We start from the raw sequence: 23,503 nt of genomic DNA, 5'->3' as shown, positions 1-23,503 counted from the left end.
CCGGGTTCGGGCCCGGGCCACCCCGAGACTCAATGGCCATGGTCATGGCCGTCGTGGTGACCTCCATGGTGACCGTCCTCGTGGTGATGATCGTGTTCGTCCAGCACCAGATGCACCATACCCGGTTCGGTGGCGATCCCTATCTTCTTCCCCACCGGCAACGTGGCCTTGGACCGGATATGCCCATAGGGCAGGCCCGTCAGCACCGGCACCTTGACCGTCTTGCGCAGCCAGGCCACCACCGCCGGCATGTCGAAGCCGGCATCATGCGGCGCCAGGCGGTATTCGGTGAAATGCCCCAGCACGATGGCTTTCTGCTTCTGCAGGATGCCGGCCTGCCATAGCTGCGTCAGCATGCGCTCCACGCGGTAAGGATGTTCGCCGACGTCTTCCAGGAACAGGATGCCGCCCTTGATCTTCGGCATGTACGGCGTGCCCACCAGCGACGCCACCATGGCCAGCGTGCCGCCCCAGAGGATGCCGCGGCAATCCACCGGATCCGCGTCCGGCGTTTCGAAGCTGAGGATCTCCAGCTCGCCGCGCATCAGCTCGCCGAACAGGGCGGTGGTCAGCTCGTCCGCGCTTTTGCCGCCGAAGTCGTGAACGGCGCTGGCGCCGGTGTAGCTGATCGCCCCGGTTTGCGCCAGCAGCGCCAGGTTGAATGCCGTGAAGTCGCTCATGCCGACGAAGCGCTTGCCGCTGTCGGCCACGGCCTTCCAATCGATCATGGGCAGCAGGCGCCCCAGGCCGTAGCCGCCGCGGGTGGCCATGACGATGGGCAGCTTCTGCTTGAGCGCCCGGCCAAGCGCCTTCAGGCGCTGTTCGTCCGTGCCGGCGAAGCGCTGGTGGGTGGCGGCGGCGGCGCGGTCGATCACCGTCTTGAACCCTTCGGCCTCCAGCCGCTGCCGGGCGAGCGCCAGCGAGGCCGGGTCCTGCACGGCGGAAGACGGTGAAAACAGGTAGATGCCTTGCTTGCTGCTCATTGGGTGATTTCCTTGAGGCGGCGCGCCCGGAAGAACTGCCGCAGCACGTCGCCGCAGGGTTCCGCCAGGACGCCGCCATGAAACGACGTGTGGTGATTGAGTTGGGCCACGGCGCCGACGTCCAGCACGCTGCCGCAGGCGCCGGTCTTGGGATCGGTGGCGCCATAGCATACGCGCGCCAGCCGCGCGTGCAGCATCGCCCCCATGCACATGACGCAGGGCTCCAGCGTGACATACAAGGTCAGGCCCGGCAGGCGGTAGTTGGCCAGCCGCCGCGCCGCCGCGCGCAGCGCGACGATCTCGGCATGCGCGGTCGGATCGGCATCGATGATGGTGCGGTTGTAGCCGGTGCCCAGCACCTGGCCCTGGGCGTCGACGACGACCGCGCCCACGGGCACCTCGCCCACGCGCCAGGCCTCCCGCGCCTGATCCAGGGCCAGCTGCATCATCGCGGCATCGAACCGCGCCTGGTCGGCGGCCGCCACGGGCGCGACGGGGTCAGCCACGGTAGGCCCGCGACTTCAAGGCGATACGATGGGCCAGGCTGGTCACCGCTTCTTCCAGCAGTTGATAGAGTTCGGCGTCTTCGTCATAGCGCGCGTGATTGAGGTTGGATACGCGGCCTTGTTCGATGAAGCCCCAGGCCCGGCTGCGCTTGTCGCGATGGCGCGGATCCCACACGCCGAAGGCGATGCCGCCCGCGCCGCGTATCAGCGAAAAGCAAGGGATGTCGGTATAGCCGTCGCCCACGAAGACCATCTGGTCGAAGGGCACGCGCAGGCGGTCTTCCGGCACCTTGCGGTTGACCTCGAAGGGCTTGTTGCGGAATTCGCGGCCGATGATGCCCTTCTGGATATGGAACAGATAGCGCGTCTTGTCGGTGAAGCTGACGACCCGGCGGGGAAATTCGATGCCGCCCGCCGTATCGTAGGTGAATTCGGATGCCCAGATTTCCGTGAACTCGTGCGCGATGGCGGTTGACCGCACCACGTCGCCGATCCCGCTGGAGATCAGGTAGAACTCCAGCGATACCTGGGGCTGCGCTTCGCGCACCGCGTCACGCAGGCGCTGGAATACCGTGGTGACGCCGTCGTGCAGCGGCAGCCGGCCGCCCCAGTCGCGCAGGCGTTCGCGCGTGATGGCGCCGCCGTGGCTGCCCGCGCGGGACAGCTGGATCATGCGATACAGGTAGGCCGGCACCGGGTCCCAGTCATGTTCGAACAACAGCGGGCCCACCTGGTCCTTCCAGAAGCCGGCCGTGTCCACGCCGATGCTGTCCAGAAAGCCTGACGTGCTATCGGGCGCAAGCGTATCGTCGAAATCGAAAATCAGGGCGATGACGTCGGACATGAACAAAGCGCGGCGTAGGGATAGCCGCCATTTTGCCTGAATTCATCGGAGCCACGCAGGCCCGCGCGGGCGCTCACGCGGTCGCGCGAGCCCGCGCCGCGACCATGCGTGCGCCGGACTGCCTGCGCGAACGGGACGGGCCGCGGCTCAGGCGCTCGAGGACACGTCCACGGGAACGCGCCGGCGGCTCTTGAAGAACTGCCACATCAGGCGCGCGGCGTCGGGACCGTGGTCGGCGTGAAAGCGGATGCGGCCTTCGCCGCCGCTCCAGGCATGGCCCAGGCCCGGCACTTCGCACAGCGTCACGACGCTGCCGCGCCCGGCGGGCACGTCGGTGCGCAGATGATGGCGATCGGTGCCGGCTGCCTCCGGTTCCGGGCCCGCGCTGTCGTCCAGGTCCACGCCATTGGCCCAGGCCAGCTGCGCCAGCAACTGGCGGCCGTTGCGCTTGTCGACGACGAGGTCGCGATCGCCCTGCAGGATGATGCTGGGCATGCCGGGGAAATCCTCGGGGTCCGGCAACAGGCCCGCCAGGGCCTGCGCGGGCGGCAGCGCCGCGCCCTGCCGCATGGCGCGCAGGCCTTCGCCCGCGCTTCTCGCGCTGCCCAGCACCGGGCCGGAATGCATGCCCAGGGCCGCGAACACCTGCGGGTGGCGCAGCGCCGCCAACGCGGCCATGCCGGCGCCCGCGGACAGGCCGGCGATGTACACCCGAGTCGGATCGACCCGATAGTCCTCGATGGCCGCGATGGCGATGCCGGCAATCGCGTCGGCCTCCGCATAGCCGTGCGCCGCGTCGGGCTGGTACCAGTGCCAGCAGCGATGACGCTGGGCGCGCCGCGACTGCTGCGGATAGACCAGCAGCAGGCCTTCGCGGTCGGCCAGCCTGTGCATGCGCGTGCCCAGCGCGAAATCCGTGGCGCCCTGTTCGCAGCCGTGCAGCATGACCAGCATCGGACAGTCCTTGCGCAGGCCGGGGGGAACATAGACGAAATATGACAGGCGCACGGGCCATGCGCCCGGGACGGGCGGCGTCCGGTACACGCGGCTCTTCCACGTGCCGGCATAGTCCCGTGGATCGAATTCCGGCTCGGCGTCGGCAGTGCCCAAGCCGAGCGGCACGGTGACCTTGGCCGTCTTGCTTGCCCTGACCGTCTTGGCCGCTTTCTTTGCCTTGCCTGCCTTGGTCGCCGCGGCCGTCTTGGCCGCCGTAGCGGTCTTGGTCGCCTTGGCGGGCTTGCGTTTGCGCTGCCCCGCGCCTTCCTCGAACAGCCCGGGCATGCCCAGGCGCCATGCCGTCCGCTGCAGCCGCGCGACTTTGCGCGCGGTGGAGAAGAACAGCGTGGACAACTTGCTTCGCATCTCGGTCTGCCTGGCGGGACGATTGAACAGTCGTCCATTTAACGCCTTATGCTGCATCGCAGCAACCGCTATGTGGCGCCGAGGCGGGAATCCAAAAAATGAACGGCCCGCGTCCAGGCGGGCCGTGTCGCGACAACGCGGATTATTACTGGCGCGGCATCGTGCCGTAGGGCGCGGCGCCGGGCGTTCCATAGCCCGCGGGCGGCATGGCCGGGGGCGGCGCCATCGGCGCGGCCGGCTGCATGGAACCGGGTTGCGTATAGCCCGGTTGGGTATAGCCAGGCTGCGGCGCCGCGCCCGGGGTGCCGGCCGGCACCGGGATGACGGTTTCGCGCAACACACCGCCGCCGGTAACGCTGCCCTGTACGGTGGTATTGCCCTGGCCCGACATCTGGATCATGCAATCCCGGCGCTGGCTGGCGGGCAGCGAGTCGCAGCGCGCCGTCGCGTTGCGCTGCGCGTCCGTCGGGGTGGTCAGCCCATTGCGGCGGCGCTCGACCAGCGAAGCGCCGGCCTCGCGCATGCACGCGGCCTGGTCCTGGCCGGAGGCGCCGCTCTTGCAGCGCGCGACGTCGTCACGATATTGCGCGTCCGTCCCGGACGCGGACCATGCCGGGGCGGCGGCGCCCAGTACGCCCGCCGCGCAGAATGCCAATCCCATTGCCGACAGTTTGATTCGATGCGTCATGCTTGACCTCCTAGTCCGATGGCCGCTAATGCGGCACGTTCGCCAAAGCCACGGTACAGCAAGCGCCGTGCCCATGGATGAGCATAGAGGTTTACGCGTTGCCGCGCACCGTACGGGCATCCATCCTTTTGAATATGAGCGTCGACATCAGCGTGACGCCGCCCACGCAGATGAAGGTCCAGCGAAAGCCCCCGGCGTCCGCATGGGCGCCGTGCGAAAACACGCCCACCAGGCCGCCGCTCAGGCTGACGCCCAGGCTCAATGCCAGCATCTGCACCATGGAAAACAGGCTGTTGCCGCTGCCCGCGTCTTCCACGCTCAGGCCCTTGAGCGTCACGCTGTTCATGGCCGCGAACTGCATGGAATTGGCGCCGCCGAAGATCGCCAGCTGCAGAATCTGCAAGGCCAGCGGCCAGCCGGGCGTGATCAGGGCGAAGGACATGATGGACACGCCCACCACGATGGTGTTCACCGACAGGAAGGTCTCGTATCCGTAATGGCGCACCATGGGCGCCACCCAGCGCTTGGTGATCAGCGCCGCCAGCGCCACGGGGAACAGCATCATCCCCGCGTAGAAAGGCTCGTAGCCCAGCTGCAGTTGCAGCAGCAGCGGCAACAGGAAGGCGACGCCGCTGCTGCCCACGCGCGACACCAGGTTGCCGACCAGCCCCATGCTGAAGGTCGCGTCGCGGAACAGGCCCAGGCGGAACAGCGGCCGCGGCCGGTTGCGCGCATAGGCAATGTAGGCGAACACCGTGAAGGCGCTCAGCGCCATCAGCCCGGCGGTATAGATGACGCGGTCGGGACCGTCCGACCCTTCCATGCCCAGCGAGAACGCCACCATGCAGGTCGAGAGCAGCGTGAAGCCGACGAAATCGAAGGCCGGCGTCGACGCGCTCGTCTCCGGCGGAATGAAGCGCCGCACCGCGAACAGGCCGACGATGCCGATGGGAATATTGATCAGGAAGATCCAGTGCCAGCTGAGCACCTGCACCAGCCAGCCGCCGGTCATGGGCCCGATCATCGGCCCCACCTGCCCGGCCACGGAGATCAAGGCCAGCGCGGCGATATAGGCGTCGCCCCGCACCGACCTCAGGATGGACAGGCGTCCGATGGGCAGCAGCATCGACCCGCCGATTCCCTGCACCACCCGCGCGATCACCAGTTGCGACAACGAGCCGGCCATGGCGCAGAACAGCGAGCCCAGCACGAAAATCAGGATGGACGTGAAGTACAGCCGGCGTATGCCGAAACGATCGGCCAGCCAGCCCGATGCGGGCGTGAGCATGGCCATCGACAGGGAGTACGCCACGATGACGGGGCGCATGGCCAGCGGCAACTCGTGCAGGCTGTCCGCCATCGCGGGCAGCGCGGTATTGACGATCGTGGCGTCCAGCGACTGCATGAAAAACCCCGCGGCGACTACCCACAGCATGCCGCGGTGTGACGAACCTTCCTTCATTTCCCCTCGCTATGGGCGGGGCTGCCGCGTCGTACGCGGCGCCTCATGCGCCCGGATTCCGCAATGATAGGCCGATCGCCTATGATCGCGAAATCCGCCGGAACGAGGCCTGGAAATCCTCGGTTTTCACGGCATATCCGTTCAGCGTATCGTCAGCAAAGCGCTCAGGCGCAACGGGCCAGGGAGGCCTACACGTGAATCGAGTCAATACGCTTTCCGCGCATGCCCACGCGCTCGGCGTCCAGGTCTTCGGCCCCGCGGCCGATGCCGACGGCACCGTGCAAGGCATGGATGGCTATCTGCGGGACCTGGGCCTGGACGACCTGGCCGCCATGGAATCGTGGCGCGATGGCGACGGCCCGGTCTCGGGCTGGCGCCTGACGGACGCCGCGGCGGCGCAATGGGCGCCAGGGCACGACACGACCCGGCTGGCCGGGGCGCTGGAAGGACGCTTCCCGGGCGACGCCCGCAACCTGGAACGCGAGGTCGTGCTCGCCATGCTGGCCGCGCCGGTCCCCTTCCGCTACCCCAGCCATGACGAGTTCGTGTCGGCGGTGCGCATCAAGCTGAACATCGTCCATGCCGCCAGCCTGACCGAACTGGCCTTCGATACCGAGCATGCCGAACGTCCCGAAGACTACTGGACGTATGACGAAGCGCGCGGCTTCACCATTCTTCCCGGCAAATCGCTGATCGAAGGCCTGGTCAAGGCGACCCAGCCGGAAGCCTCGGGCAAGCTGTATTCGTTTTCCTGCTATCGCGCGACCGAGTACGTGACCCTGCTGGGCATCGCGCAGGAACTGGCGGTCAGCAATCCGGCGCTGCTGGCCGACCTGCAGCGGCATTGGGAGCAGCGCGCCATCATGTCCGGCCTGTTCCATGACGTATTCCTGCGCGAATACGGCTCCATGGAAGCGCCCCTGCCGCCGCGGTTCTACGTGCCGGGCGACCGCCTGTGGTTTCGCAATCCGGACGAGCACTCTTCCAACGTCGAAGGCTTCGAGGGGTCCTGGGTGTTCTACCTGGGCGGGGGGATGTTCAACAATTTCTGGAAGCACAGGCAGCCGTTCAGCCTGACCGCCAAGTGCGTGGAGATCTACCATTGGCGGCACGGCGTCTACACCGACGACAAGGGCGTGCTACGCCTGGATGAAAGCCGCGTCGAAGAGCGGGTGCGCGCGTCGATGAGCGACCCGGCCGAAGTCGACCGCATCCTGGCGCTGATGGTGCGGCTGCGCGAACCGCGCGGCGTGTATGTCGATGGCGGCTGCATCGACACCACGCGCGAATGCGTGCGCTGGGTGCGGCCGGGTACCGCGGACCTGGTGCTGCCGGCGTTGTAGGCCGACCCCGTGGCGGCCCTGTGGCCGCCCCTGTGCCCGGGCCGTCGGCAAAACCCATAGCCCCGCCGTACTGCCCGCCGCGCACGCAGGCGCGCGCCTATCCCCCGCCGCGCAGGGCGCTATAGATCTTGTAGCCCACGCGGCCGTCCTGCGGCAGGCCCAGGCGCTGCTGTTCCGCCGCCACGGCCTGGCGCGTCTTGCTGCCGGGAATGCCGTCCGGCGTACCGACGTCATAGCCGCGCGCGGCCAGCAGGCCTTGCAATTCCTTGATCTGCGCGCGCGACAGGCCCGGATCGTCGGTGGGCCAGGCGGCGATCAATCCCGGCCCGCCCTTCAACCGGTTGGTCAGCAGGCTCACCGCCAGGGCGTACTTATGCGACTGGTTGTAGTGCAGGATCGCATCGAAATTGCGCGTGGCAAGGAAAGCCGGGCCGCGCGCACCCGTGGGCGCGAACAGATAGGCTGGCACCGTCTGCCACGGCTGCGAAATGGCGACCGTGGACAAGGGCGTGCCATCGGCGCGCGTCACGCCGGCATCGTTCCATTGCGACAGGGTGCGGCGATCGTCGCGGTTCATGATCTCGTCGTCGGGCGATGCCGGCAGCGTCGCCGCCATGGACGGCGGCAGGCGTACCTCGATGACCGCGGGCATGCCGCGGGTCCACGTCGCCCTGCGCTTGAGCAGGTGATTGGCGGTGGACGCCAGCGCATCCGGCAGCGATCCATACAGATCGATGCGGCCGTCGCCGTCGCCATCGGCCGCCAGTTCGTAAAACGACGTCGGAATGAACTGCGTCATGCCGAAGGCGCCGCTCCACGAGCCGATGAAGTTGTCGCGCGTGACGGTGCCGTCGCGCAGCAGGCGTACGGACGCGTAGACGTTCTTGACCCACAAGGGCTTCTGTTCGGTGCAGGCCCGCGTCAGCCAGGCGTTCAGCACGTCCACCTTGCCCAGTTGCGAGCCGTAGTTGGTTTCGATGCCGAAGATGGCGACCAGCGGTTCGCTGTCGATCTGGTAGCGGTCGTCGATCCGGTTCAGCGCGTCGCGGGACTTGTCCATGACCCCCTTGCCGTCGGCGACACGCTGGTCGTCCACGGTCTTGGCGATGTAGTCCCACCAGGTTTCCTTGCCTTCCGGCTGCGCCTTGGCCGCCGCGACGGTCACCGCAAGCAGGCGTGTGTTCTGGGTATAGCGATCGAAGTCCGCCACGCTGACGCCATTGGCGGGCGCGCCGGCGCGCAGGGTGGCCAGGCACTGGGCGGGGTCGCGATCCTGTTCGGCCGGCGTGGCGCCGGCGGCGGACATCGCGGGCGCATTACCGGGCGCATTACCGGGCGCAGCCGTCGCGGGCGCGCTGCCGGACGCGGGGGCCGACGGTGCCGCGCCCTGGGCCGATGCGCTGGTGGCGGGCTGGGCGCAGCCGGCGATGCCGGCCGCCGTCAGCAGCAGGACCGGAAGCCAGCGGGCGACGCCTGTTGAAGTCCGCATGCGCGGTGCTTGCGGCATATGCGGCAATTGCGGGGAACGTTGCGTGGAGAGATCGGTGCTGGATGGAAGCAAAGGCATCTCGAAGTCGCGGCACGCGCGACGCGCGTGCAGGTGGTTGGAAGACCACCTATGGTAACGCGCCCTGCCGCGGTCCCAGCCTGGCCACCAGCGACTTGTGCCGCGGATGCGCCAGCGCCAGGCGTTCGACGTCGGCCAACTCGAAATCGCTGAACTCGAATCCCGGCGCGACCGTGCAGCCGACCAGGGTGTGGCGGTCCGTGCGGACCCGTTCCGCGGCGAACCAGCAGCCGGCCGGCACGACGGCCTGGAACACACAGTCCGGGTCGTCGACCGCATTGCCCAGGCGATGGGTGGTCAATGCGCCCTGCCCGTCCAGCACATGGACCAGCAAGGCGCCGCCGGCATAGAAATGCCAGACCTCGTCGGAACGGATGCGGTGCCAGGCCGACCACGCATCGCCGCTCAGCATGTAATAGATGGCCGTGCTGGCCGAGCGTTGCACCGCCAGCGTGGGGCGATGCACGGTTTCCGCCGCGCGATAAGTCTCGCGATAGTAGCCGCCTTCCGGATGCGGTTGCAGACCCAGCCGATCGATCAGGCGTTGCGCTTCGTCGCTCTCGTTCGCCACGCCCTACTCCAGGCTCGTGGACGTGGCGTGCTCACGTCCCAGGCAGGCCGCGAGCGTGCGCCGCTGCCGGCCCTGCGCGTCGAAGTTGTCCGGCGCCAGCCAGGCCTCATAGCCCGTCCGCAGCGTTGCCCACTCGCCATCCAGCATGGAAAACCACGCGGTATCCCGCGTGCGCCCCTTGTAGACGACGGCCTGGCGGAAGATGCCTTCGAAGGTGAACCCGTAGCGCACCGCCGCCTTGCGCGACGGCTCGTTCAGGCTGTCGCACTTCCATTCGTAGCGGCGGTAGCCGAGTTCGTCGAAGATGCGCTTCATGAACAGGTACTGCGCTTCCGTCGCATGCGCCGTGCGCTGCAGCAGGGGCGAATAGGTCACGTGCCCGACCTCGATCACGCCGTTGGCGGGATCGAGGCGCATGAGCGCCGCGCTGCCGATGGCCTTGCCGGTAGCCCTGTCGATGATGGCATGGTGCAAGGGGTCGGTGCTGGCGGCGGCCTTTTCCAGATAGGCATCGAACGACGCCCGATCGGGAAACGGTTCGCTGGACAGGTAGGTCCACAAGCGGCCGTCCGGCGCCTGGCTATAGGCATGGTAGAGATCGTCGCCGTGGCGCGCCGGATCCAGCGGTTCGATGCGGCAATAGCGTCCCTGCATGGGCGTGGCGGGCGGACGCGGGCGCGGCGTCCATCCCGGCAGCGGGTCGCCTATCGATTGTCCATAGTCGTTGATGCGGGTCATGCCAGCTTCTCCAGAAGCGCCTGCGCGGCGGCCGGCGCTTTTTCCTTGTGACCGTTGATGAAATAGATGAAGACGTCGCGGCCCTTGGCGCGCGGCTTGGCCTTTGCCGCGTCGACGTAGTGCAGGTCCTCCGGCTGGCCGCCGGCCGCCCAGGTCCGGGCGCGCTCGGCCCAGGCCTCCAGCGCCTTGGGCGGATAACCGGCGCGATTGTCGGGACTGGCGCGCATCAGCCGCGCATAGGCGAAATCCGCCGTCAGGTCGGCGAAGGACGGAAATTTGTCGGAGTCGGTGAACACGGTCGCCACCTTGTACTTGCGCGCCAGCTTCAGGTACGCGGCGTCCATGAAGCTGGCGTGGCGCACGTCCATGACGTGGCGCAGGCGGCAGCCGTCGACCTTGGCGGGCAGCAGGGCCAGGAAGGCCTCGAAGTCCTCGGCGTCGAACGCCTTGGTCGGCGCGAATTGCCAGACGATGGGACCGAGCTTGTCGCCCAGTTCGCTCAGCCCGCTGCCGATGAAGCGCTGCACCGAATCGCCGGCTTCGGCCAGCACGCGCCGGTTGGTGGCGTAGCGCGTGGCCTTGAGCGAAAACACGAAATTGTCGGGCGTTTCGTCGCGCCAGCGGGCGAAGGACGCGGGCTTCTGCGTGCTGTAGTAGGTGCCGTTGATTTCGATGGCGGTGACCTGGCGGCTGGCGTACTCCAGTTCGCGGCTGTGCGGCAGGCCGTCAGGATAGAAGTTCTTGCGCCAGGGTTCGAAGGTCCATCCGCCGATGCCAGTACGTATGCGGCCTGCAGCCATATGCGTTCTCCGATGTTGCGGGCGCTAGCCGATCAGCGCGCCCAGGACCAGCACGGCCAGGACGGCCCAGAACAGGAAACCCAGTATCGAGCGGCGCAGCAGGGCGCGTATCGCCGCGATCAGCAGCAGCACGCCCAGGATAAGCACGGCGAAATTGAACAGATTGGGGCTCATGCCCATGGCATGGGCCAGGCCTTCGGAAAACTGGCTGATCGCCCGGCCGATGCCGCCCAGTACGTAGCGCAGCACGCCGACGATGGACCGGATGATTTCGCCCAGGACATTGCCCAGGGATTCGAAAAAACTGTTCGCTTGCATGTCGCCTCGTGAGGATGCCGGTTCCGCTTATCTTAACCATAGTTGCGCGACACAAAAGCGCACCGCCGCCCCGGTGCGATACCGAGGCGGCGGCCGTGGTCATTCCCGCGGCGGCCGGGGGATGCGGCTAACATGCCGGCTACCCGCCAGAACCGGATGCGACCTTGAAGTGATGGAAGAAATCGATTTGAACGACGGCACGGCCGACCGCTTCCTGCTGGACGCGCAGGGCCTGTCCCTGGTGGTCTTCCACAGCCGGACCTGCGGCAATTGCAAGCTGGCGCGCGAACAGCTGCCCGGCATGGATCTGCCGGTGGACCGGATATGCTGGGTGGACGCGGGCGACAACGGCGGGCTGGTGGAGCGCTACGAGGTCTTTCACCTGCCGGCAATGTTCGTGGTCCGCAACGGGGCCTTCCACGGCCCCGTGCAGGCCCGGCTGCAGGACTGGGACATCCGCCAGCAGATCAGCCTGGCGCTGGACGGGTACCCGGGCATCCTGCCCTGAGCGCCAGCCGTCGCCGTCAGTTGACGGTCGCGCCGGTATCCTGCACCACCTTGCCCCACTTGGCGGATTCGGATTTCAGCAGCGCTTCGAACTCGCTTTCGCTGCTCAGGCTCAAGGTCAGGCCCGCCGTGGCCAGGGCCTTGGCGGCGTCCGGGCCGCGCATCACCTTGGCGGTGGCGTCATGCAGCTTGTCCAGGATCGGCTTGGGCGTGCCGGCGGGCGCCAGCAGGCCGAGCCAGATGTTGGCCTCGTAGCCCTTCACGCCCGCCTCGTCCAGCGTGGGCACGTCCGGCAGGTCGGTCGACCGCTGCCTGGTCGTCACGGCCAGCGCCTTGAGCCTGCCGGCCGCGATCTGCGGCAGCGCCGCCGTCACCCCCAGGAAACCCATGGAAACCTGGCCGCCGATGATATCGGCCAGGGCCTGCCCGCTGCCCCGGTAGGGCACGTGATTGATCTTGATGTCCGCCATCGACGCGAACAGCGCGGCCGCCAGGTGCTGGCTGCTGCCGTTGCCCGATGACGCATAGTCCAGCCGCCCCGGCTTGGCCTTGGCCAGCGCGATCAGCTCGGCGACGCTGCTGGCCGGCACCTTGGGATTGGTCACCAGCACGTAGGGGCTGTCCACCAGCTTGGTGATCGGCGCGAAGCTCTTGATCGCGTCATAGGGCAGCTTCTTGTACAGCCACGGCCCGATGACGTGCGTGGTGGAAATCAGCACCAGCGTGTAGCCGTCCGGCGCCGCCTTGGCGACGTAGTCCGTGCCGATGGTGGAACCCGCGCCCATGCGGTTCTCCACCACGACCGGCTGTCCCAGTTCCGCCCCGAGCTTTTCCCCCAGCATGCGCGCGACGACGTCGGTGAAGCCGCCAGGCGCGAAAGGCACGACCAGCTTGATCGGCGCGCTGGGATAGTTGGCCGTATCGCCCTGCGCCCATGCCGTGGCCGTCACGGCCCCGCACAACGCCAGCGCCGCCACCGCACTTGCAATTCGATGTCGCATCGTAGTCTCCTCCGTTCTTATTCATGGAAGGCGAGGCCCGGTGTGCCGGGCTCTCGCATCGCGCCGCATGGGCGCGTCGGCATCAGCGATACACCGGCTCCGGCTGGGTGTAGAAGGCGTGCAGGATGTGATAGACCATCTTGTAGTTCTTCTGCTGGAAGCTGGCGTGCGAAATACCCTGCATGACGGTGAACTGCTTGAAGGTATTCGGCAGGCGCTTGAAGAACTCCGCCAGGTCGTCGAACGAAGCGATGCCGTCGTATTCGCCGCGCATCACGATGGTGGGCACGAGCAGCTTTTCCGGATCGATGAGCGGCAGCTTGCTGCACATGTCGACGTAGGTGCCGGTAGGCATGGAGTTGTCCAGCGACAGGATGGCGTCGGCGAAGGCGGAAACCGTGTTGTCGTCGGCGCAGCCCGGATGGTCGCGCGAGAAGATGCTTTCGACGAAGGGCCGATCGATGGGACGGCGGTTCTTGGCCAGGAACTCCGGCAGCTTCAGCTTGCGCTGCGCCAGCGTCGGGCTGCCTTCGCCGGTCCACACGAAGGCGTCCAGCGCCACGCGGGCGACGCGGTCGGGATGCTGCTGGGCGAACAGCGCGGCCTTCAAGGCGCCGGACGAAATGCCGTAGACCATCAGCTTCTTGTCCTTGGCGCGCTGCAGGATGTACTCGCTGCCCGCGGCCAGGTCGAGCGCGCCGTTGGGAATATCGAAGTTGATCGGGCGATGCTTGCTGGAACGGCCGTAGCCTTCGTTATCCATGCACCAGGTATCGAAGCCGCGCGCGGCGAACCAGTCCATCACGGAAGAATCGGGGCGACCCGGGACGCTCAGGTCGAAGGTGGGCTGCGAGGCCATGGACGACCCATGCACGAACAGGATGGTGCCCGCGTGGGGAACGCCGGCGGCGGCCGGCTTGTGCCACATGAAGAGCTTGACGTCGCCGTCGCGCTGGATCCAGTGTTCTTCTCCCCCCTGCCAGGTGACGGCATTGGTGCCCCCCAGATCCTGAGTAGATGCTGCTTGAGCCATGGTGTTTTCCTATAAGAGCCAAGTGACGTACAGAGGAAAACATGGTGAACCCGCCAGGGGCGCGATTCAACAGGCAGCGGTGAACAGATTGTTCACGGAAAAGCACCTTCATTGTTCGCGCCAGCGATGCGCGGCTGCCGGTGCAGCTGGCGCAGCACGTGCAGGAACAGGTCCGCGCGGTGGCTGAGCGGCCGCGACGCCAGGGTCACGGCGCAGCCGGTGTGGGAATAGCGCACGCCGCGCGCCGCCAGGCGCAGGCCGTATCGGCCCTGCAGCAGTTCGCCGTAATGGGTGGGCAGCAGCCCCTGGTAGTAACCGGTGGCCACCAGCGCGCCGACGGCGTCCAATCCCCCCGCCTCCGGCCCGCGCTCGAAGCGCCCGGTAGCCAGCGCGCGCTCCACGTAGGGATGCGAACGATAGACCAGCGGCAGCCGCGCCTGGTCGCGCGCCAGCGCGACGTTGCGCGATACATAGACGCGGTGGGTTTCGACATACAGCGGCAGATAGTTGAAATCGCGGTCCTCGCTGTACTTGCCGCGGATGGCGACGTCGATGCGCTGCGTGTGCAGGGCCTGGTTCAATTCGTTGAAGGACATCACCACGATTTCCGGCCGCACGTTGGGCGCCTGCCGGTGCAGTTCGCCCAGCGCCTCCGGCAGATGGCAATCCGGGTGCGTCAGGGTGTGCTCGCCCAGGCCGATGGACAGCGGCCCGGACAGCACGCCGTGGGCAGCGTCGACTTCGGGCTGGATGCGGGCCAGCGCGCGCAGGGCCGTGGTCGCCAGGTTCAGCGCCACCACGCCTTCGGCGGTCAGCCGGAAGCCGCCCGGGCCGCGCTCGCACAGCCGCACGCCCAGGCGGGCCTCGACGTCGCGGATGTGGCGGCTGATCGATGCCTTGGACATGAGCAGCCGGCGTTCGGCGGCGGCGAAGCCGCCGGCTTCCGCCACGTGGCAGAACACGCGCAGCGACCGCAGGTTGCGTTCATCGAAATCGAGCTTCAGCATGGGCGTCCGGCTCCGGGGCCATCCTCGGGAAAACCCGCGCACGACACGCCGCGCAGCGCGGGAAAACCCGGTGACAAGTTTCGTTTCTCAAGACTAGGCACGCAAAAATATCATTTTTCGGAGCCTGTCACCGCTCCGTAAAGTAGCCGCATGCAAACCAAGGCGCCGTCGTCCGCGGCCTTCATTCCCACCATGGCTACCTCCCCCCTTACCGTCCCGCCCAAGACCGGCCACAAGACCCTGCTGTATTCCGAGCTGGTCACCGACCTGGAGGGCCTGCGCGCCGACATCGCGGTGCTGGGCATGCCCTTCGGATCGCCCTACACGCCGCAGGCCTTCAGCAACGACCAGACGCGCGCGCCGCAGGCCATCCGCGAGGTCACCGACCGCATGGTGCGGGCGCCGGAGCATTACGACTTCGACATCGACGGACCGCTGCTGCAGGGCCGTACCGACATCCGCTTCGTCGACTGCGGCGACGTGATGCCCGACATCCACGTGCCCGGCGAGCATTTCCGCCGCTGCGAGACGGCGGTACGCCATATCCTGCGCGGCGGCGGCCTGCCCATCGTGCTGGGCGGCGACCATGCGATCACCAATCCGGTCCTGCGCGGCTACGAGGAACTGGGCAAGGAGATCACGCTGGTGCACGTCGACGCGCACCTGGACTGGCGCGACGACGTCAACGGCGTGCGCGACGGGCTGTCCAGTCCGATCCGCCGCGCATCCGAGCTTCCCTACGTGGGCAAGATCATCCAGATCGGCCTGCGCGCCCAGGGCAGCGGCCGCCCCGCCGACTACGAAGCGGCCAAGGCCTACGGCACCGAACTGGTCAGCGCCTACGAGCTGCACGATATCGGCATGGACGCCGTCCTGGCGCGTATCCCGGACGGCGGCAACTACTACCTGTCCATCGACGCGGACGGCATGGATCCGACCATCATGCCGGCGGTCGACGGCCCCGCGCCGGGCGGCGTCACCTTCCTGCAGGCCCGCAAGCTCATACACGGCCTGGTCCGCAAGGGCCGCGTGGTCGGCATGGACATCGTCGAAATCCAACCGGCCAAGGACACGCCCACGCGGCTGACCTGCGTGACCGCCGGCCGCCTGATCGTCAACCTGATCGGCAGCACCATCCGCGCCGGCTACTTCGACCGGACCTGAAGCGCCGACCGGATTCCTCTCCACCCACTACACGCACACCACGATGGCACACACACGCATACGCAAGTTCAACACGCGCGAAACCTATCCCGAGCAGAAGATCGACAACGATCTGTGCCAGGCGGTGGTGGCGCGCGGCACCACGGTCTACCTGCGCGGACAGATCGGCCAGAACCTGGATACGTCCGAATGCGTCAGCGTCGGCGACGTGGCCGGACAGGCCGAGCAGGCCATGCGAAATATCGATATGCTGCTCAAGGAAGCCGGCAGCCAGCTGGACCACATCTGCAAGGTCACCATCTATATCTCCGATCCGCGTTATCGCGAGGCGGTCTACAACGTGGTCGGCAAGTGGCTGAAAGGCGTGTTCCCGGTGTCCACCGGCCTGGTCATCAGCGCCTTCGCCCGCACGGAGTATCTGGTCGAGATCGATGCCACGGCCGTCATTCCCGACTGAACACGCAGAGGAGCACCAGCTCCCGCACAGGACCCTCAAGGGGAAGCCGAGGAGTCATACGCAACGCCGCGATACCCGCATGCGCAGGGGTCGCGGCGACAGGACTTTGAACGGCAGTATTGACCAAGGACGTCGACATGCGACTCAAAAAATGGATACTCGGGGCTTTGACCACTTTCTCGTGTGTGCTGGCGATGAGCGCACACACCGCTGCACACGCCGCCGATCTGCTCGATGAGATCATGCAGCGCGGGACCATCCGCGTCGCGGTACCCACCGACTACCCGCCTTTCGGCTTCGTCGGGCCCGACATGAAGCCGCAGGGACTGGACGTGGACATGGCCGGCCTGATCGCGCAGAAACTGGGCGTCAAGCTGGAGCTGGTGCCGGTCACGGCGCCGAACCGCGTGCCCTACCTGCAGACCGGCAAGACCGACCTGACGATTTCCTCGCTGGGCAAGACCGCCGAACGCGCGCAGGTGATCGACTTCAGCATCGCCTATGCGCCGTTCTTCGACGCCATCTTCGGCAAGAAGGGCAATCCGGCCAAGACCTATGACGACCTGGCCGGCAAGACCATCGCCGTGACCCGTGGCTCGATGCAGGACCAGGAACTGCAGAAGCTGGCGCCCAAGGCGGTGGTGAACCGCTACGAAGACAACAACAGCACCATCGCTGCCTTCATGTCGGGACAGGCCGAGCTGTTCGCCAGCGGTACGCCGGTGGCGGCGGCCCTGACCCAGCGCAATCCCAGCCTGGACATGGGGCTGAAGGTCGTACTGGCCAACTCGCCTTGCTATATCGGCGTGCGCAAGGACCAGCCCAAGCTGCTCGCCAAGGTCAACGACATCATCCGCGAGGCCAAGCGCGACGGCAAGCTGGACGACCTGTCCAAGCGCTGGATGGGCGCGCCGGCGGGCGACCTGCCTGAATAAGCGGCGTGGACAGCAAGACCTTGGCGGCGCCGGCGGGGGCCGGCCCGCGCATGGCGCAATGGGTGAGCGAGCTGTCGCCCGATCGCATACCGGACGCGGTGCGTCACGCGGCGCTGTCCTGCGTGCTCGATACGGTCGGCGTCGCGGTGGCCGGCAGCATCACGCCGCCGGCCCGGGCCGCGCTGGCGCTGTGCGCCGGGGTCGGCGCCGCCCGCAGCACGGTGCTGGCCGCCCTGGCGCGCCCGGCCGGGACCGGCGCCGGCATCCACGCCACGCCGCCGCAGGCCGCCTTCGCCAACGCCACGGCCGCGCATGCGCTGGACTTCGACGACAACTGCTATGCCGGCTTCGTGCACGGCTCGGCGGTCATCGTGCCCGCGCTGCTGGCCTGCGCACAGGCGACCGGCGCGAGCGGCGCCCAGGCGATCACCGCGCTGGTCGCCGGCGCCGAATGCGAATACGCGGTCGGCGCCGCCACGCACGGGCTGCTCTACGACCTGGGCTGGTGGACGACCGGCGTGCTGGGCCCGATCGGCGCGGCAATGGCGGTCTGCAAGCTGCTGGACCTGGACGCGCGGCGCACCGCCCACGCGCTGTCGCTGGCCGTCGGCATGGCCGCCGGCACGAAGTCCTGCTTCGCCTCGGATGCCAAGCCCTTGATGGCGGGCAAGGCCGCCGAAGCCGGCGTGCAGGCCGCGCTGCTGGCCCAAGCCGGCGCGCACGGTCCCGCCGATCCCTTCGGCCACGAGCATGGCTTCGCGGCGCGCTACAACCAAGGCCGGTTCGACACCGCCGCGCTGCATATGCCGGGCGACAGATGGTATCTGCTGGATCCCGGCGTCGACGTCAAGCGCATTCCCGTCTGCCTGTCTTCCCATGCGGCGGTCGACGCGCTGCGCGCCCTGATCCGCCGCCATGGATTCCGGGCCGCGGACGTGGCGTCGGTGGAATGCGACGTGCCACCCGTCGTCGCCGCCAACCTGTGCCATGACGTTCCCGACAGTCCGGCGCAGGCCCGCTTCAGCATGCCTTACGCCATCGCCATGACCCTGCTGGAGCCGGACTGGGGCCTGGACGGGTTGTCCGCGAACCAGTTGACGCGCGCCGACCTGCGCGCGGCGATGCGCGGAGTGCGCATGCGCACGGGCCCGTCCTGGAACGATCCCGCGCGGCGCCGCGATGCGCCGGAAGGCGCGATCGTACGCGTCGAACTGCGCGACGGCACGGTGCTGCAGGGCAGCCGCGACAAGGCGGTCGGCAGCCCGGGCGCGCCTTTATCGCCGGCCGAGTCGACGCGCAAATTCCTGGACTGCACCGTCCACGTCATCGGCGAGCCGGCCGCCATGCGCCTGCTGGCGCAGTTGCGTGCCCTGGACGGCCCCATGCCCGTCCAGGCCCTGTTCGACACCCTGGCCGAGGCGTCCGCCATGGCGTCCGATACGAGCACGGCCGGTGCCGGTGCCGGTGCCGGTGCCGATTGCCGCCCCCGCCCCCGTCCCCGGCCCGAATAAAGGACCTCTTTCATGCTCGATTTCACCGGCGTGCTCGCCGCCTGGCCCGTCTTCCTGGAAGGACTGGCGATCACCGCCCTGCTCACCGTGATCTCCTGCACGCTGGGCACGCTGCTCGGCATCGCCTGCGCATGGTGCCGCGTGCAAGGTTCGCGGGCCACGCGCCTGGCCGTCGCCTGCTACGTCGAGTTCTTCCGCAACACGCCCTTCATCGTCCAGATCTTCTTCATCTACTTCGGCCTGCCGGCCATCGGCCTGCGCTTCGCCAGCTTTCCCGCGGCCATCTTCGCGCTGACGATCAACCTGGGCGCGTACGCGTGCGAGATCATCCGCGCGGGCATCGAGGCCACGCCCAAGGGGCAGCACGAAGCCGCGCAATCCCTGGGACTGGGCCGCTGGCACATCTTCACGCGGGTGGTGCTGCCGCCGGCGCTTTCGCGCGTGTGGCCGGGCCTGACCAGCCAACTGGTCATCATCATGCTGGCCACCGCCGTCTGCAGCCTGATCTCCACCGCCGAGCTGTCCTACGTGACCAACCGCATCGCCGCCGAGACCTTCCGGCAGTTCGAGTCGTACATCGTGGTCACCCTGCTCTACCTGGCGCTATCGATTATGTTCCGGCGCCTGCTGCAATGGCTGGGCCCCCGATTTCTGTTCGGCTGCGCGCCGGTGGGAGTCAGCCGATGATCGCCTTCTCCACCTGGGATATCCTGCGCAACCTGCTGTTCTCGCTGCCGTGGACGCTGGCGCTGTCGGCCATCGCTTTCGTCGGCGGCGGACTGGTCGGCCTGCTGTTGCTGATGCTGCGCCTGGGCCGGCCCCGCCTGTTCGAACGGCCGATCGCCGCCTACGTGCAGGTGTTCCAGGGCACGCCCCTGCTGATGCAGCTGTTCCTGGTGTATTTCGGCCTGGCCCTGGCCGGCGTCGAGACCTCGCCCATGACGGCGGCGGTCATTTGCTTCACGCTGTACGCCAGCGCCTACCTGACCGAGACCTGGCGCGGCTGCGTGGAATCCATCCCCCAGGGGCAATGGGAAGCCTCGGCCAGCCTGGCGCTGACCTTCCGCCAGCAGCTGCGCCACGTCATCTTCCCGCAGGCGCTGCGCCTGTCGGTGCCGCCCACGGTGGGCCTGGTCGTGCAGATCATCAAGAACACGTCGCTGGCGTCGGTGGTCGGCTTCGTGGAGCTGACGCGTACCGGCCAGATGATCGCCAACGTCACCTTCCAGCCCTTCACCGTCTACGGCCTGGTGGCCCTGTTTTATTTCGCGCTGTGCTTCCCCTGCTCGCTGCTGGGCTCGTGGGTGGAGCGGCGCATGCGCATCCAGCATTGAGGCGAACACCATGCAAACCCCCGACCCCGCCGTGCCGCTGGTGGACATCCGCGGCCTGCACAAGCGCTTCGGCGACAACGAAGTCCTCAAAGGCGTGGACCTGCAGGTCGCCCGCAGCGAAGTGATTTGCATCATCGGCAAGAGCGGGTCCGGCAAGAGCACGCTGCTACGCTGCATCAACGGACTGGAATCCTTCGACCAGGGCCGCATCGTGGTCGGCGGCCAAGCGGTGCAGACCACCGATGCCGCCGCTCTGCGCGAGCTGCGCCAGAAGGTCGGCATGATCTTCCAGCAGTTCAATCTTTTCCCGTCCATGACGGCCGGCGAAAACATCATGCTGGCGCCCCGCCTGGTGCATCGGCGGCCGCGCGAGGAATGCCAGGAACGGGCGCGCCGGCTGCTGGCGCGCGTCGGCCTGGAAGGCAAGTTCGACGCGGCGCCCCATCAATTGTCCGGCGGCCAGCAGCAACGCGTGGCCATCGCGCGCGCACTGGCGATGGACCCGGAAGTCCTGCTCTGCGACGAGATGACGTCCGCCCTGGACCCCGAGCTGGTCGGCGAGGTGCTGCAGGTCATCGAGCAGCTGGCCCGCGACGGCGCGACGCTGATCATCGTGACGCACGAAATGGCCTTCGCGCGCAAGGTCAGCGACCGCGTGATCTTCATGCACCATGGACGCGTCCACGAAATGGGCACGCCCGAGGCGATCTTCGAAGCGCCGCGCACGCCCGAGCTGCGCAGCTTCCTGTCGTTTCCGCCGCAAGCCGGCTGAGCCCGGGCGGCCGCGCCCGGTCATCACGACGCCAGGCCGTCGTCCCAATACGGCCGATCGCCGAAATACTCGCGCAGGAAATCGACGAACAGCCGCATGCTGCGCGCCATCGTCGGATTGGGCAGATACGCCGCGTACAGGCCGCGGTCGGGCAGGTGGTAGTCGGGCAGGACGCGCACCAGTTCGCCGCTGCGCAGCGCATCGCCGGCGGCGAAGGTCGGCACCACGCCTATGCCCAGGTTGCCGAGCGCGGCATGCAATACCGCGTCGGCGCTGTTGGCCTTGAAGTTGCCCTTGGGCCGGACCGTGTGCACGCCGCCGGCGCCGCTGAACACCCATTCGCCCTTGCTGTTGACGAAATACACCAGGCAGTTGTGCCCCGCCAGGTCGGCCGGCGCGCGCGGCGGCTGATGCCGCGCCAGATAGCCGGGACTGGCGCAGGCGACCCAGCGCACGGGCGCCAGGCGCCGCGCCACCAGCGACACCAGCAGCGGCTCGTCGGCCTGGCGGATGACGATATCGGCGCCGGCGGTGATCAGGTCGGGAAACTGCTGGCTCAGGTCCAGGTCGATGGAGATATCGGGGTATTGCTCCAGGAAGCGGGTAATGGCGGGCACCAGGTGCCGCCGGCCGAAGGCCATGGCGGAGCTGACGCGGATCAGGCCGCCGGGCGAGCTGCGGAATTGTTCGATCTCGTGACGCGCGTCCTCGGCATGGGCCACCAGCTGGCGGCATCGTTCGTAGAACAGGGCGCCGGCCGTCGTCAGGCCGATCTTGCGCGTGGTGCGATGCAATAGCTTCACGCCCAGCGCGTGTTCCAGGTCGGCGACATGCTTGCTGGCCAGCGCCTTGGAAATGCCGAGCTTTTCCGCTGCCCGCGAAAAGCTTTTTTCCTCCGCGATCACCGAAAAGGTCAGAAACTCATTCAGATCTAGCATCGGGCGTCTGGGCCGCGGCGCGGCGGCATGTCTCCATTGGTATCCGTCACAAGGATTTTGACACGTCCTGGGCGGGCCTCCCGCCCTCACACTGACCGCGCGAATCCCACCCTGGCATCAATCCTACGATTCCCTGACGGATCATGCGCGTCATCCAAAGCGATATCCCCGCCCGACTGGACCGCCTGCCCTGGTCCCCGTGGCACACCCGCGTGGTGCTGGCGCTGGGCGTGGCCTGGGTGCTGGACGGGCTGGAAGTCACCCTGGTCGGGTCGCTGGGCAGCATACTGGAACGCCCGGATACGCTCGGGCTCGACGCCATCCAGGTCGGCTGGTCGGGATCGCTGTACATCGCCGGCGCGGTGGTCGGCGCCCTGGTGTTCGGCCGGCTGGCCGACCGCCTCGGACGCAAGCGGCTGTTCCTGATGACGCTGGCCCTGTACATGGCGGCCACCCTGATGACGGCCTTTTCCACCAATTTCGTCTTCTTCGCGATCTGCCGCTTCGCCACCGGGCTGGGCATAGGCGGCGAGTACGCCGCCATCAATTCCGCCATCGACGAGCTGATACCCGCCCGGGTGCGCGGGCGTGTCAGCCTGGCCATCAACGGCAGTTTCTGGATCGGCGCGGCGCTGGGCGCCGCGGTCAGCCTGGTGCTGCTGGACGCCCGCGTGCTCGGACCCGAATTCGGCTGGCGCGTGGGCTTCGCCCTGGGCGCCGTGCTGGCCCTGTCCATCCTGCTGGTGCGGCGCCATGTGCCGGAGAGCCCGCGCTGGCTGCTGTCCCACGGCCGCGAGGAAGAAGCCCGGCGGATCATCGAAGGCATCGAGGCGGAAGTCTCCGCCGCCAAAGGCCCCCTGCCCAAGGCAACGGGCATCGTCACCTTCGCCCGCCAGGCGGCGCCGACGCTGCGCCAGGTCGGGCACGTGCTGATGCGGCGCTATCGGCTGCGCAGCGTGGTGGCGCTGTCGATGATGGTTTCGCAGGCCTTTTTCTACAACGCCATTTTCTTTACGTATTCCCTGGTGCTGACCCGCTTCATGAATGTGCCGCAGGGCCAGGTGGCGCTGTACATCTTCCCCTTCGCCGCCGGCAACGTACTGGGGCCGCTGCTGCTGGGCCCGTTGTTCGACCACGTGGGCCGGCGGCGGATGATCGCGGTGACCTACGTGTCCGCCGGCGTGGCCTTGGCGCTGACGGGCTGGGCCTTCACCGCCGGCATGCTGAACGCCTTCACCCTGGCGCTGTGCTGGTCGGCGGTGTTCTTCCTGGCGTCGGCCGCGGCCAGTTCGGCCTACCTGACCGTCAGCGAGGTCTTCCCGCTGGAAACCCGGGCCCTGGCGATTTCCGTCTTCTACGCGCTGGGGACGGGCGCCGGCGGCTTCGTCGGACCGGTGCTCTTCGGTACGCTGATCGAAAGCGGCAGCCGTCCGGCGGTGGGCATCGGCTATGCGATCGCCGCGCTGCTGGTCATCGGCGCGGGCCTGCTGGCGCTGCGCCACGGGGTGGACGCCGAACGCAAGCCGCTGGAGGAAGTGGCCACGCCGCTGGGCGTTGAAGACGCGCCGCCCGGCCCTTCTGCGCAAGCGGTCCGCACTGAACTATGATGTACGGGTCCACTCACGCTAGACCGCACGGTCGACGCAAGGGGACGTTTGTACA

General features: G+C 67.7%; 25 protein-coding genes. 10 read left to right on the top strand and 15 right to left on the bottom strand.

Going from position 1 to position 23,503, the window contains the following annotated elements:
- Positions 1-29 precede the first annotated feature (29 nt).
- The 6 genes from CAL26_RS10990 to CAL26_RS10965 form a co-directional block, all read right to left on the bottom strand.
- Positions 30-983 carry an LD-carboxypeptidase gene (locus CAL26_RS10990; RefSeq protein ID WP_094846880.1) on the bottom strand — a complete coding sequence of 318 codons (954 nt, stop codon included), beginning with the start codon at positions 981-983 and terminating at the stop codon, positions 30-32.
- Positions 980-1,429: a tRNA adenosine(34) deaminase TadA gene (gene tadA, locus CAL26_RS10985; protein ID WP_218831538.1), complete on the bottom strand. Its 450-nt coding sequence runs from the start codon at positions 1,427-1,429 to the stop codon at positions 980-982. The genes CAL26_RS10990 and tadA overlap by 4 nt, the downstream gene beginning before the upstream one ends.
- Positions 1,430-1,481: 52 nt before the next feature.
- Positions 1,482-2,333, bottom strand: coding sequence for an HAD family hydrolase (locus tag CAL26_RS10980; RefSeq protein WP_094847039.1), 852 nt, complete (start codon positions 2,331-2,333; stop codon positions 1,482-1,484).
- Positions 2,334-2,480: 147 nt separating this feature from the next.
- Positions 2,481-3,695 (bottom strand): extracellular catalytic domain type 1 short-chain-length polyhydroxyalkanoate depolymerase, encoded by a 1,215-nt coding sequence (locus CAL26_RS10975; RefSeq protein ID WP_094846879.1) that lies wholly within the window; start codon positions 3,693-3,695, stop codon positions 2,481-2,483.
- 145 nt (positions 3,696-3,840) lie between these two features.
- Positions 3,841-4,383 carry a hypothetical protein gene (locus CAL26_RS10970; RefSeq protein ID WP_094846878.1) on the bottom strand — a complete coding sequence of 181 codons (543 nt, stop codon included), beginning with the start codon at positions 4,381-4,383 and terminating at the stop codon, positions 3,841-3,843.
- Between the two features lie 91 nt (positions 4,384-4,474).
- Entirely contained in the window at positions 4,475-5,845 is a 1,371-nt protein-coding gene (locus CAL26_RS10965; RefSeq protein WP_094846877.1) for an MFS transporter, read from the bottom strand.
- A gap of 194 nt (positions 5,846-6,039) precedes the next feature.
- Between CAL26_RS10965 and CAL26_RS10960 the strand changes: the two genes are divergently transcribed.
- A complete protein-coding gene (locus CAL26_RS10960) occupies positions 6,040-7,188 on the top strand; it encodes a hypothetical protein (RefSeq protein ID WP_373454464.1) in 1,149 nt (382 codons plus the stop codon).
- A gap of 97 nt (positions 7,189-7,285) precedes the next feature.
- Here the strand turns inward: CAL26_RS10960 and CAL26_RS10955 are convergent, their stop codons facing one another.
- The 5 genes from CAL26_RS10955 to CAL26_RS10935 form a co-directional block, all read right to left on the bottom strand.
- Positions 7,286-8,677: a lytic murein transglycosylase gene (locus CAL26_RS10955; protein ID WP_256988302.1), complete on the bottom strand. Its 1,392-nt coding sequence runs from the start codon at positions 8,675-8,677 to the stop codon at positions 7,286-7,288.
- Between the two features lie 127 nt (positions 8,678-8,804).
- Entirely contained in the window at positions 8,805-9,326 is a 522-nt protein-coding gene (locus CAL26_RS10950; protein WP_094846875.1) for a cupin domain-containing protein, read from the bottom strand.
- Between the two features lie 3 nt (positions 9,327-9,329).
- Positions 9,330-10,064 carry a GNAT family N-acetyltransferase gene (locus CAL26_RS10945; protein ID WP_094846874.1) on the bottom strand — a complete coding sequence of 245 codons (735 nt, stop codon included), beginning with the start codon at positions 10,062-10,064 and terminating at the stop codon, positions 9,330-9,332.
- Positions 10,061-10,864, bottom strand: a complete 804-nt coding sequence (locus CAL26_RS10940; protein WP_094846873.1) for a DUF72 domain-containing protein — start codon at positions 10,862-10,864, stop codon at positions 10,061-10,063. Before CAL26_RS10940 ends, CAL26_RS10945 begins: the two co-directional genes overlap by 4 nt.
- Positions 10,865-10,888: 24 nt before the next feature.
- A complete protein-coding gene (locus CAL26_RS10935) occupies positions 10,889-11,182 on the bottom strand; it encodes a hypothetical protein (protein ID WP_094846872.1) in 294 nt (97 codons plus the stop codon).
- A gap of 172 nt (positions 11,183-11,354) precedes the next feature.
- On the opposite strand from CAL26_RS10935, the gene CAL26_RS10930 reads away from it, so the two are divergent.
- Positions 11,355-11,690 carry a thioredoxin family protein gene (locus tag CAL26_RS10930; RefSeq protein ID WP_086064485.1) on the top strand — a complete coding sequence of 112 codons (336 nt, stop codon included), beginning with the start codon at positions 11,355-11,357 and terminating at the stop codon, positions 11,688-11,690.
- 16 nt (positions 11,691-11,706) lie between these two features.
- Here CAL26_RS10930 and CAL26_RS10925 read toward each other — a convergent pair whose 3' ends face one another.
- The 3 genes from CAL26_RS10925 to CAL26_RS10915 form a co-directional block, all read right to left on the bottom strand.
- Complete coding sequence (locus CAL26_RS10925) at positions 11,707-12,690, bottom strand: tripartite tricarboxylate transporter substrate binding protein (protein ID WP_094846871.1); 984 nt, start codon at positions 12,688-12,690, stop codon at positions 11,707-11,709.
- A gap of 82 nt (positions 12,691-12,772) precedes the next feature.
- The gene (locus tag CAL26_RS10920; RefSeq protein WP_086064484.1) at positions 12,773-13,723 is read right to left on the bottom strand and encodes an alpha/beta hydrolase; all 951 of its coding nucleotides are present in this window, start codon (positions 13,721-13,723) and stop codon (positions 12,773-12,775) included.
- 92 nt (positions 13,724-13,815) lie between these two features.
- On the bottom strand, positions 13,816-14,730 hold the full coding sequence (locus CAL26_RS10915; RefSeq protein WP_094846870.1) for a LysR family transcriptional regulator: 915 nt from the start codon (positions 14,728-14,730) through the stop codon (positions 13,816-13,818).
- A 192-nt stretch (positions 14,731-14,922) separates the two neighbouring features.
- Between CAL26_RS10915 and CAL26_RS10910 the strand changes: the two genes are divergently transcribed.
- The 7 genes from CAL26_RS10910 to CAL26_RS10880 all read left to right on the top strand — a co-directional run bounded on the left by CAL26_RS10910 (position 14,923) and on the right by CAL26_RS10880 (position 20,903).
- Positions 14,923-15,894, top strand: coding sequence for an agmatinase (locus CAL26_RS10910; protein WP_094847038.1), 972 nt, complete (start codon positions 14,923-14,925; stop codon positions 15,892-15,894).
- A 43-nt stretch (positions 15,895-15,937) separates the two neighbouring features.
- A complete protein-coding gene (locus CAL26_RS10905; protein ID WP_094846869.1) occupies positions 15,938-16,351 on the top strand; it encodes a RidA family protein in 414 nt (137 codons plus the stop codon).
- A 137-nt stretch (positions 16,352-16,488) separates the two neighbouring features.
- Entirely contained in the window at positions 16,489-17,286 is a 798-nt protein-coding gene (locus tag CAL26_RS10900) for a transporter substrate-binding domain-containing protein (protein ID WP_094847037.1), read from the top strand.
- Positions 17,287-17,291: 5 nt separating this feature from the next.
- Positions 17,292-18,797 (top strand): MmgE/PrpD family protein, encoded by a 1,506-nt coding sequence (locus CAL26_RS10895; protein WP_218831529.1) that lies wholly within the window; start codon positions 17,292-17,294, stop codon positions 18,795-18,797.
- 12 nt (positions 18,798-18,809) lie between these two features.
- Positions 18,810-19,484 carry an amino acid ABC transporter permease gene (locus CAL26_RS10890; RefSeq protein ID WP_094846868.1) on the top strand — a complete coding sequence of 225 codons (675 nt, stop codon included), beginning with the start codon at positions 18,810-18,812 and terminating at the stop codon, positions 19,482-19,484.
- Positions 19,481-20,131: an amino acid ABC transporter permease gene (locus CAL26_RS10885; RefSeq protein ID WP_094846867.1), complete on the top strand. Its 651-nt coding sequence runs from the start codon at positions 19,481-19,483 to the stop codon at positions 20,129-20,131. Before CAL26_RS10890 ends, CAL26_RS10885 begins: the two co-directional genes overlap by 4 nt.
- Before the next feature lie 10 nt (positions 20,132-20,141).
- On the top strand, positions 20,142-20,903 hold the full coding sequence (locus CAL26_RS10880; protein ID WP_094846866.1) for an amino acid ABC transporter ATP-binding protein: 762 nt from the start codon (positions 20,142-20,144) through the stop codon (positions 20,901-20,903).
- A 23-nt stretch (positions 20,904-20,926) separates the two neighbouring features.
- On the opposite strand, the gene CAL26_RS10875 is transcribed toward CAL26_RS10880, so the two are convergent.
- The gene (locus CAL26_RS10875) at positions 20,927-21,841 is read right to left on the bottom strand and encodes a LysR substrate-binding domain-containing protein (RefSeq protein ID WP_094846865.1); all 915 of its coding nucleotides are present in this window, start codon (positions 21,839-21,841) and stop codon (positions 20,927-20,929) included.
- 143 nt (positions 21,842-21,984) lie between these two features.
- Between CAL26_RS10875 and CAL26_RS10870 the strand changes: the two genes are divergently transcribed.
- Entirely contained in the window at positions 21,985-23,448 is a 1,464-nt protein-coding gene (locus tag CAL26_RS10870) for an MFS transporter (protein ID WP_094846864.1), read from the top strand.
- Positions 23,449-23,503: the final 55 nt, after the last annotated feature.

Origin of the sequence: Bordetella genomosp. 9 (assembly GCF_002261425.1) — a bacterium.
Lineage (GTDB): Bacteria > Pseudomonadota > Gammaproteobacteria > Burkholderiales > Burkholderiaceae_B > Bordetella_C.
This window is presented reverse-complemented; position numbering and strand designations above follow the sequence as displayed.

Bases quoted from the DNA above. Each gene is read 5' to 3' on its own strand.
- CAL26_RS10990 (WP_094846880.1), bottom strand. From the start codon at position 983: ATGAGCAGCAAGCAAGGCATCTACCTGTTTTCACCGTCTTCCGCCGTG.
- tadA (WP_218831538.1), bottom strand. From the start codon at position 1,429: ATGCAGCTGGCCCTGGATCAGGCGCGGGAGGCCTGGCGCGTGGGCGAG.
- CAL26_RS10980 (WP_094847039.1), bottom strand. From the start codon at position 2,333: ATGTCCGACGTCATCGCCCTGATTTTCGATTTCGACGATACGCTTGCG.
- CAL26_RS10975 (WP_094846879.1), bottom strand. From the start codon at position 3,695: ATGCGAAGCAAGTTGTCCACGCTGTTCTTCTCCACCGCGCGCAAAGTC.
- CAL26_RS10970 (WP_094846878.1), bottom strand. From the start codon at position 4,383: ATGACGCATCGAATCAAACTGTCGGCAATGGGATTGGCATTCTGCGCG.
- CAL26_RS10965 (WP_094846877.1), bottom strand. From the start codon at position 5,845: ATGAAGGAAGGTTCGTCACACCGCGGCATGCTGTGGGTAGTCGCCGCG.
- CAL26_RS10955 (WP_256988302.1), bottom strand. From the start codon at position 8,677: ATGCGGACTTCAACAGGCGTCGCCCGCTGGCTTCCGGTCCTGCTGCTG.
- CAL26_RS10945 (WP_094846874.1), bottom strand. From the start codon at position 10,064: ATGACCCGCATCAACGACTATGGACAATCGATAGGCGACCCGCTGCCG.
- CAL26_RS10940 (WP_094846873.1), bottom strand. From the start codon at position 10,864: ATGGCTGCAGGCCGCATACGTACTGGCATCGGCGGATGGACCTTCGAA.
- CAL26_RS10935 (WP_094846872.1), bottom strand. From the start codon at position 11,182: ATGCAAGCGAACAGTTTTTTCGAATCCCTGGGCAATGTCCTGGGCGAA.
- CAL26_RS10930 (WP_086064485.1), top strand. From the start codon at position 11,355: ATGGAAGAAATCGATTTGAACGACGGCACGGCCGACCGCTTCCTGCTG.
- CAL26_RS10925 (WP_094846871.1), bottom strand. From the start codon at position 12,690: ATGCGACATCGAATTGCAAGTGCGGTGGCGGCGCTGGCGTTGTGCGGG.
- CAL26_RS10920 (WP_086064484.1), bottom strand. From the start codon at position 13,723: ATGGCTCAAGCAGCATCTACTCAGGATCTGGGGGGCACCAATGCCGTC.
- CAL26_RS10915 (WP_094846870.1), bottom strand. From the start codon at position 14,730: ATGCTGAAGCTCGATTTCGATGAACGCAACCTGCGGTCGCTGCGCGTG.
- CAL26_RS10910 (WP_094847038.1), top strand. From the start codon at position 14,923: ATGGCTACCTCCCCCCTTACCGTCCCGCCCAAGACCGGCCACAAGACC.
- CAL26_RS10905 (WP_094846869.1), top strand. From the start codon at position 15,938: ATGGCACACACACGCATACGCAAGTTCAACACGCGCGAAACCTATCCC.
- CAL26_RS10900 (WP_094847037.1), top strand. From the start codon at position 16,489: ATGCGACTCAAAAAATGGATACTCGGGGCTTTGACCACTTTCTCGTGT.
- CAL26_RS10890 (WP_094846868.1), top strand. From the start codon at position 18,810: ATGCTCGATTTCACCGGCGTGCTCGCCGCCTGGCCCGTCTTCCTGGAA.
- CAL26_RS10885 (WP_094846867.1), top strand. From the start codon at position 19,481: ATGATCGCCTTCTCCACCTGGGATATCCTGCGCAACCTGCTGTTCTCG.
- CAL26_RS10880 (WP_094846866.1), top strand. From the start codon at position 20,142: ATGCAAACCCCCGACCCCGCCGTGCCGCTGGTGGACATCCGCGGCCTG.
- CAL26_RS10875 (WP_094846865.1), bottom strand. From the start codon at position 21,841: ATGCTAGATCTGAATGAGTTTCTGACCTTTTCGGTGATCGCGGAGGAA.
- CAL26_RS10870 (WP_094846864.1), top strand. From the start codon at position 21,985: ATGCGCGTCATCCAAAGCGATATCCCCGCCCGACTGGACCGCCTGCCC.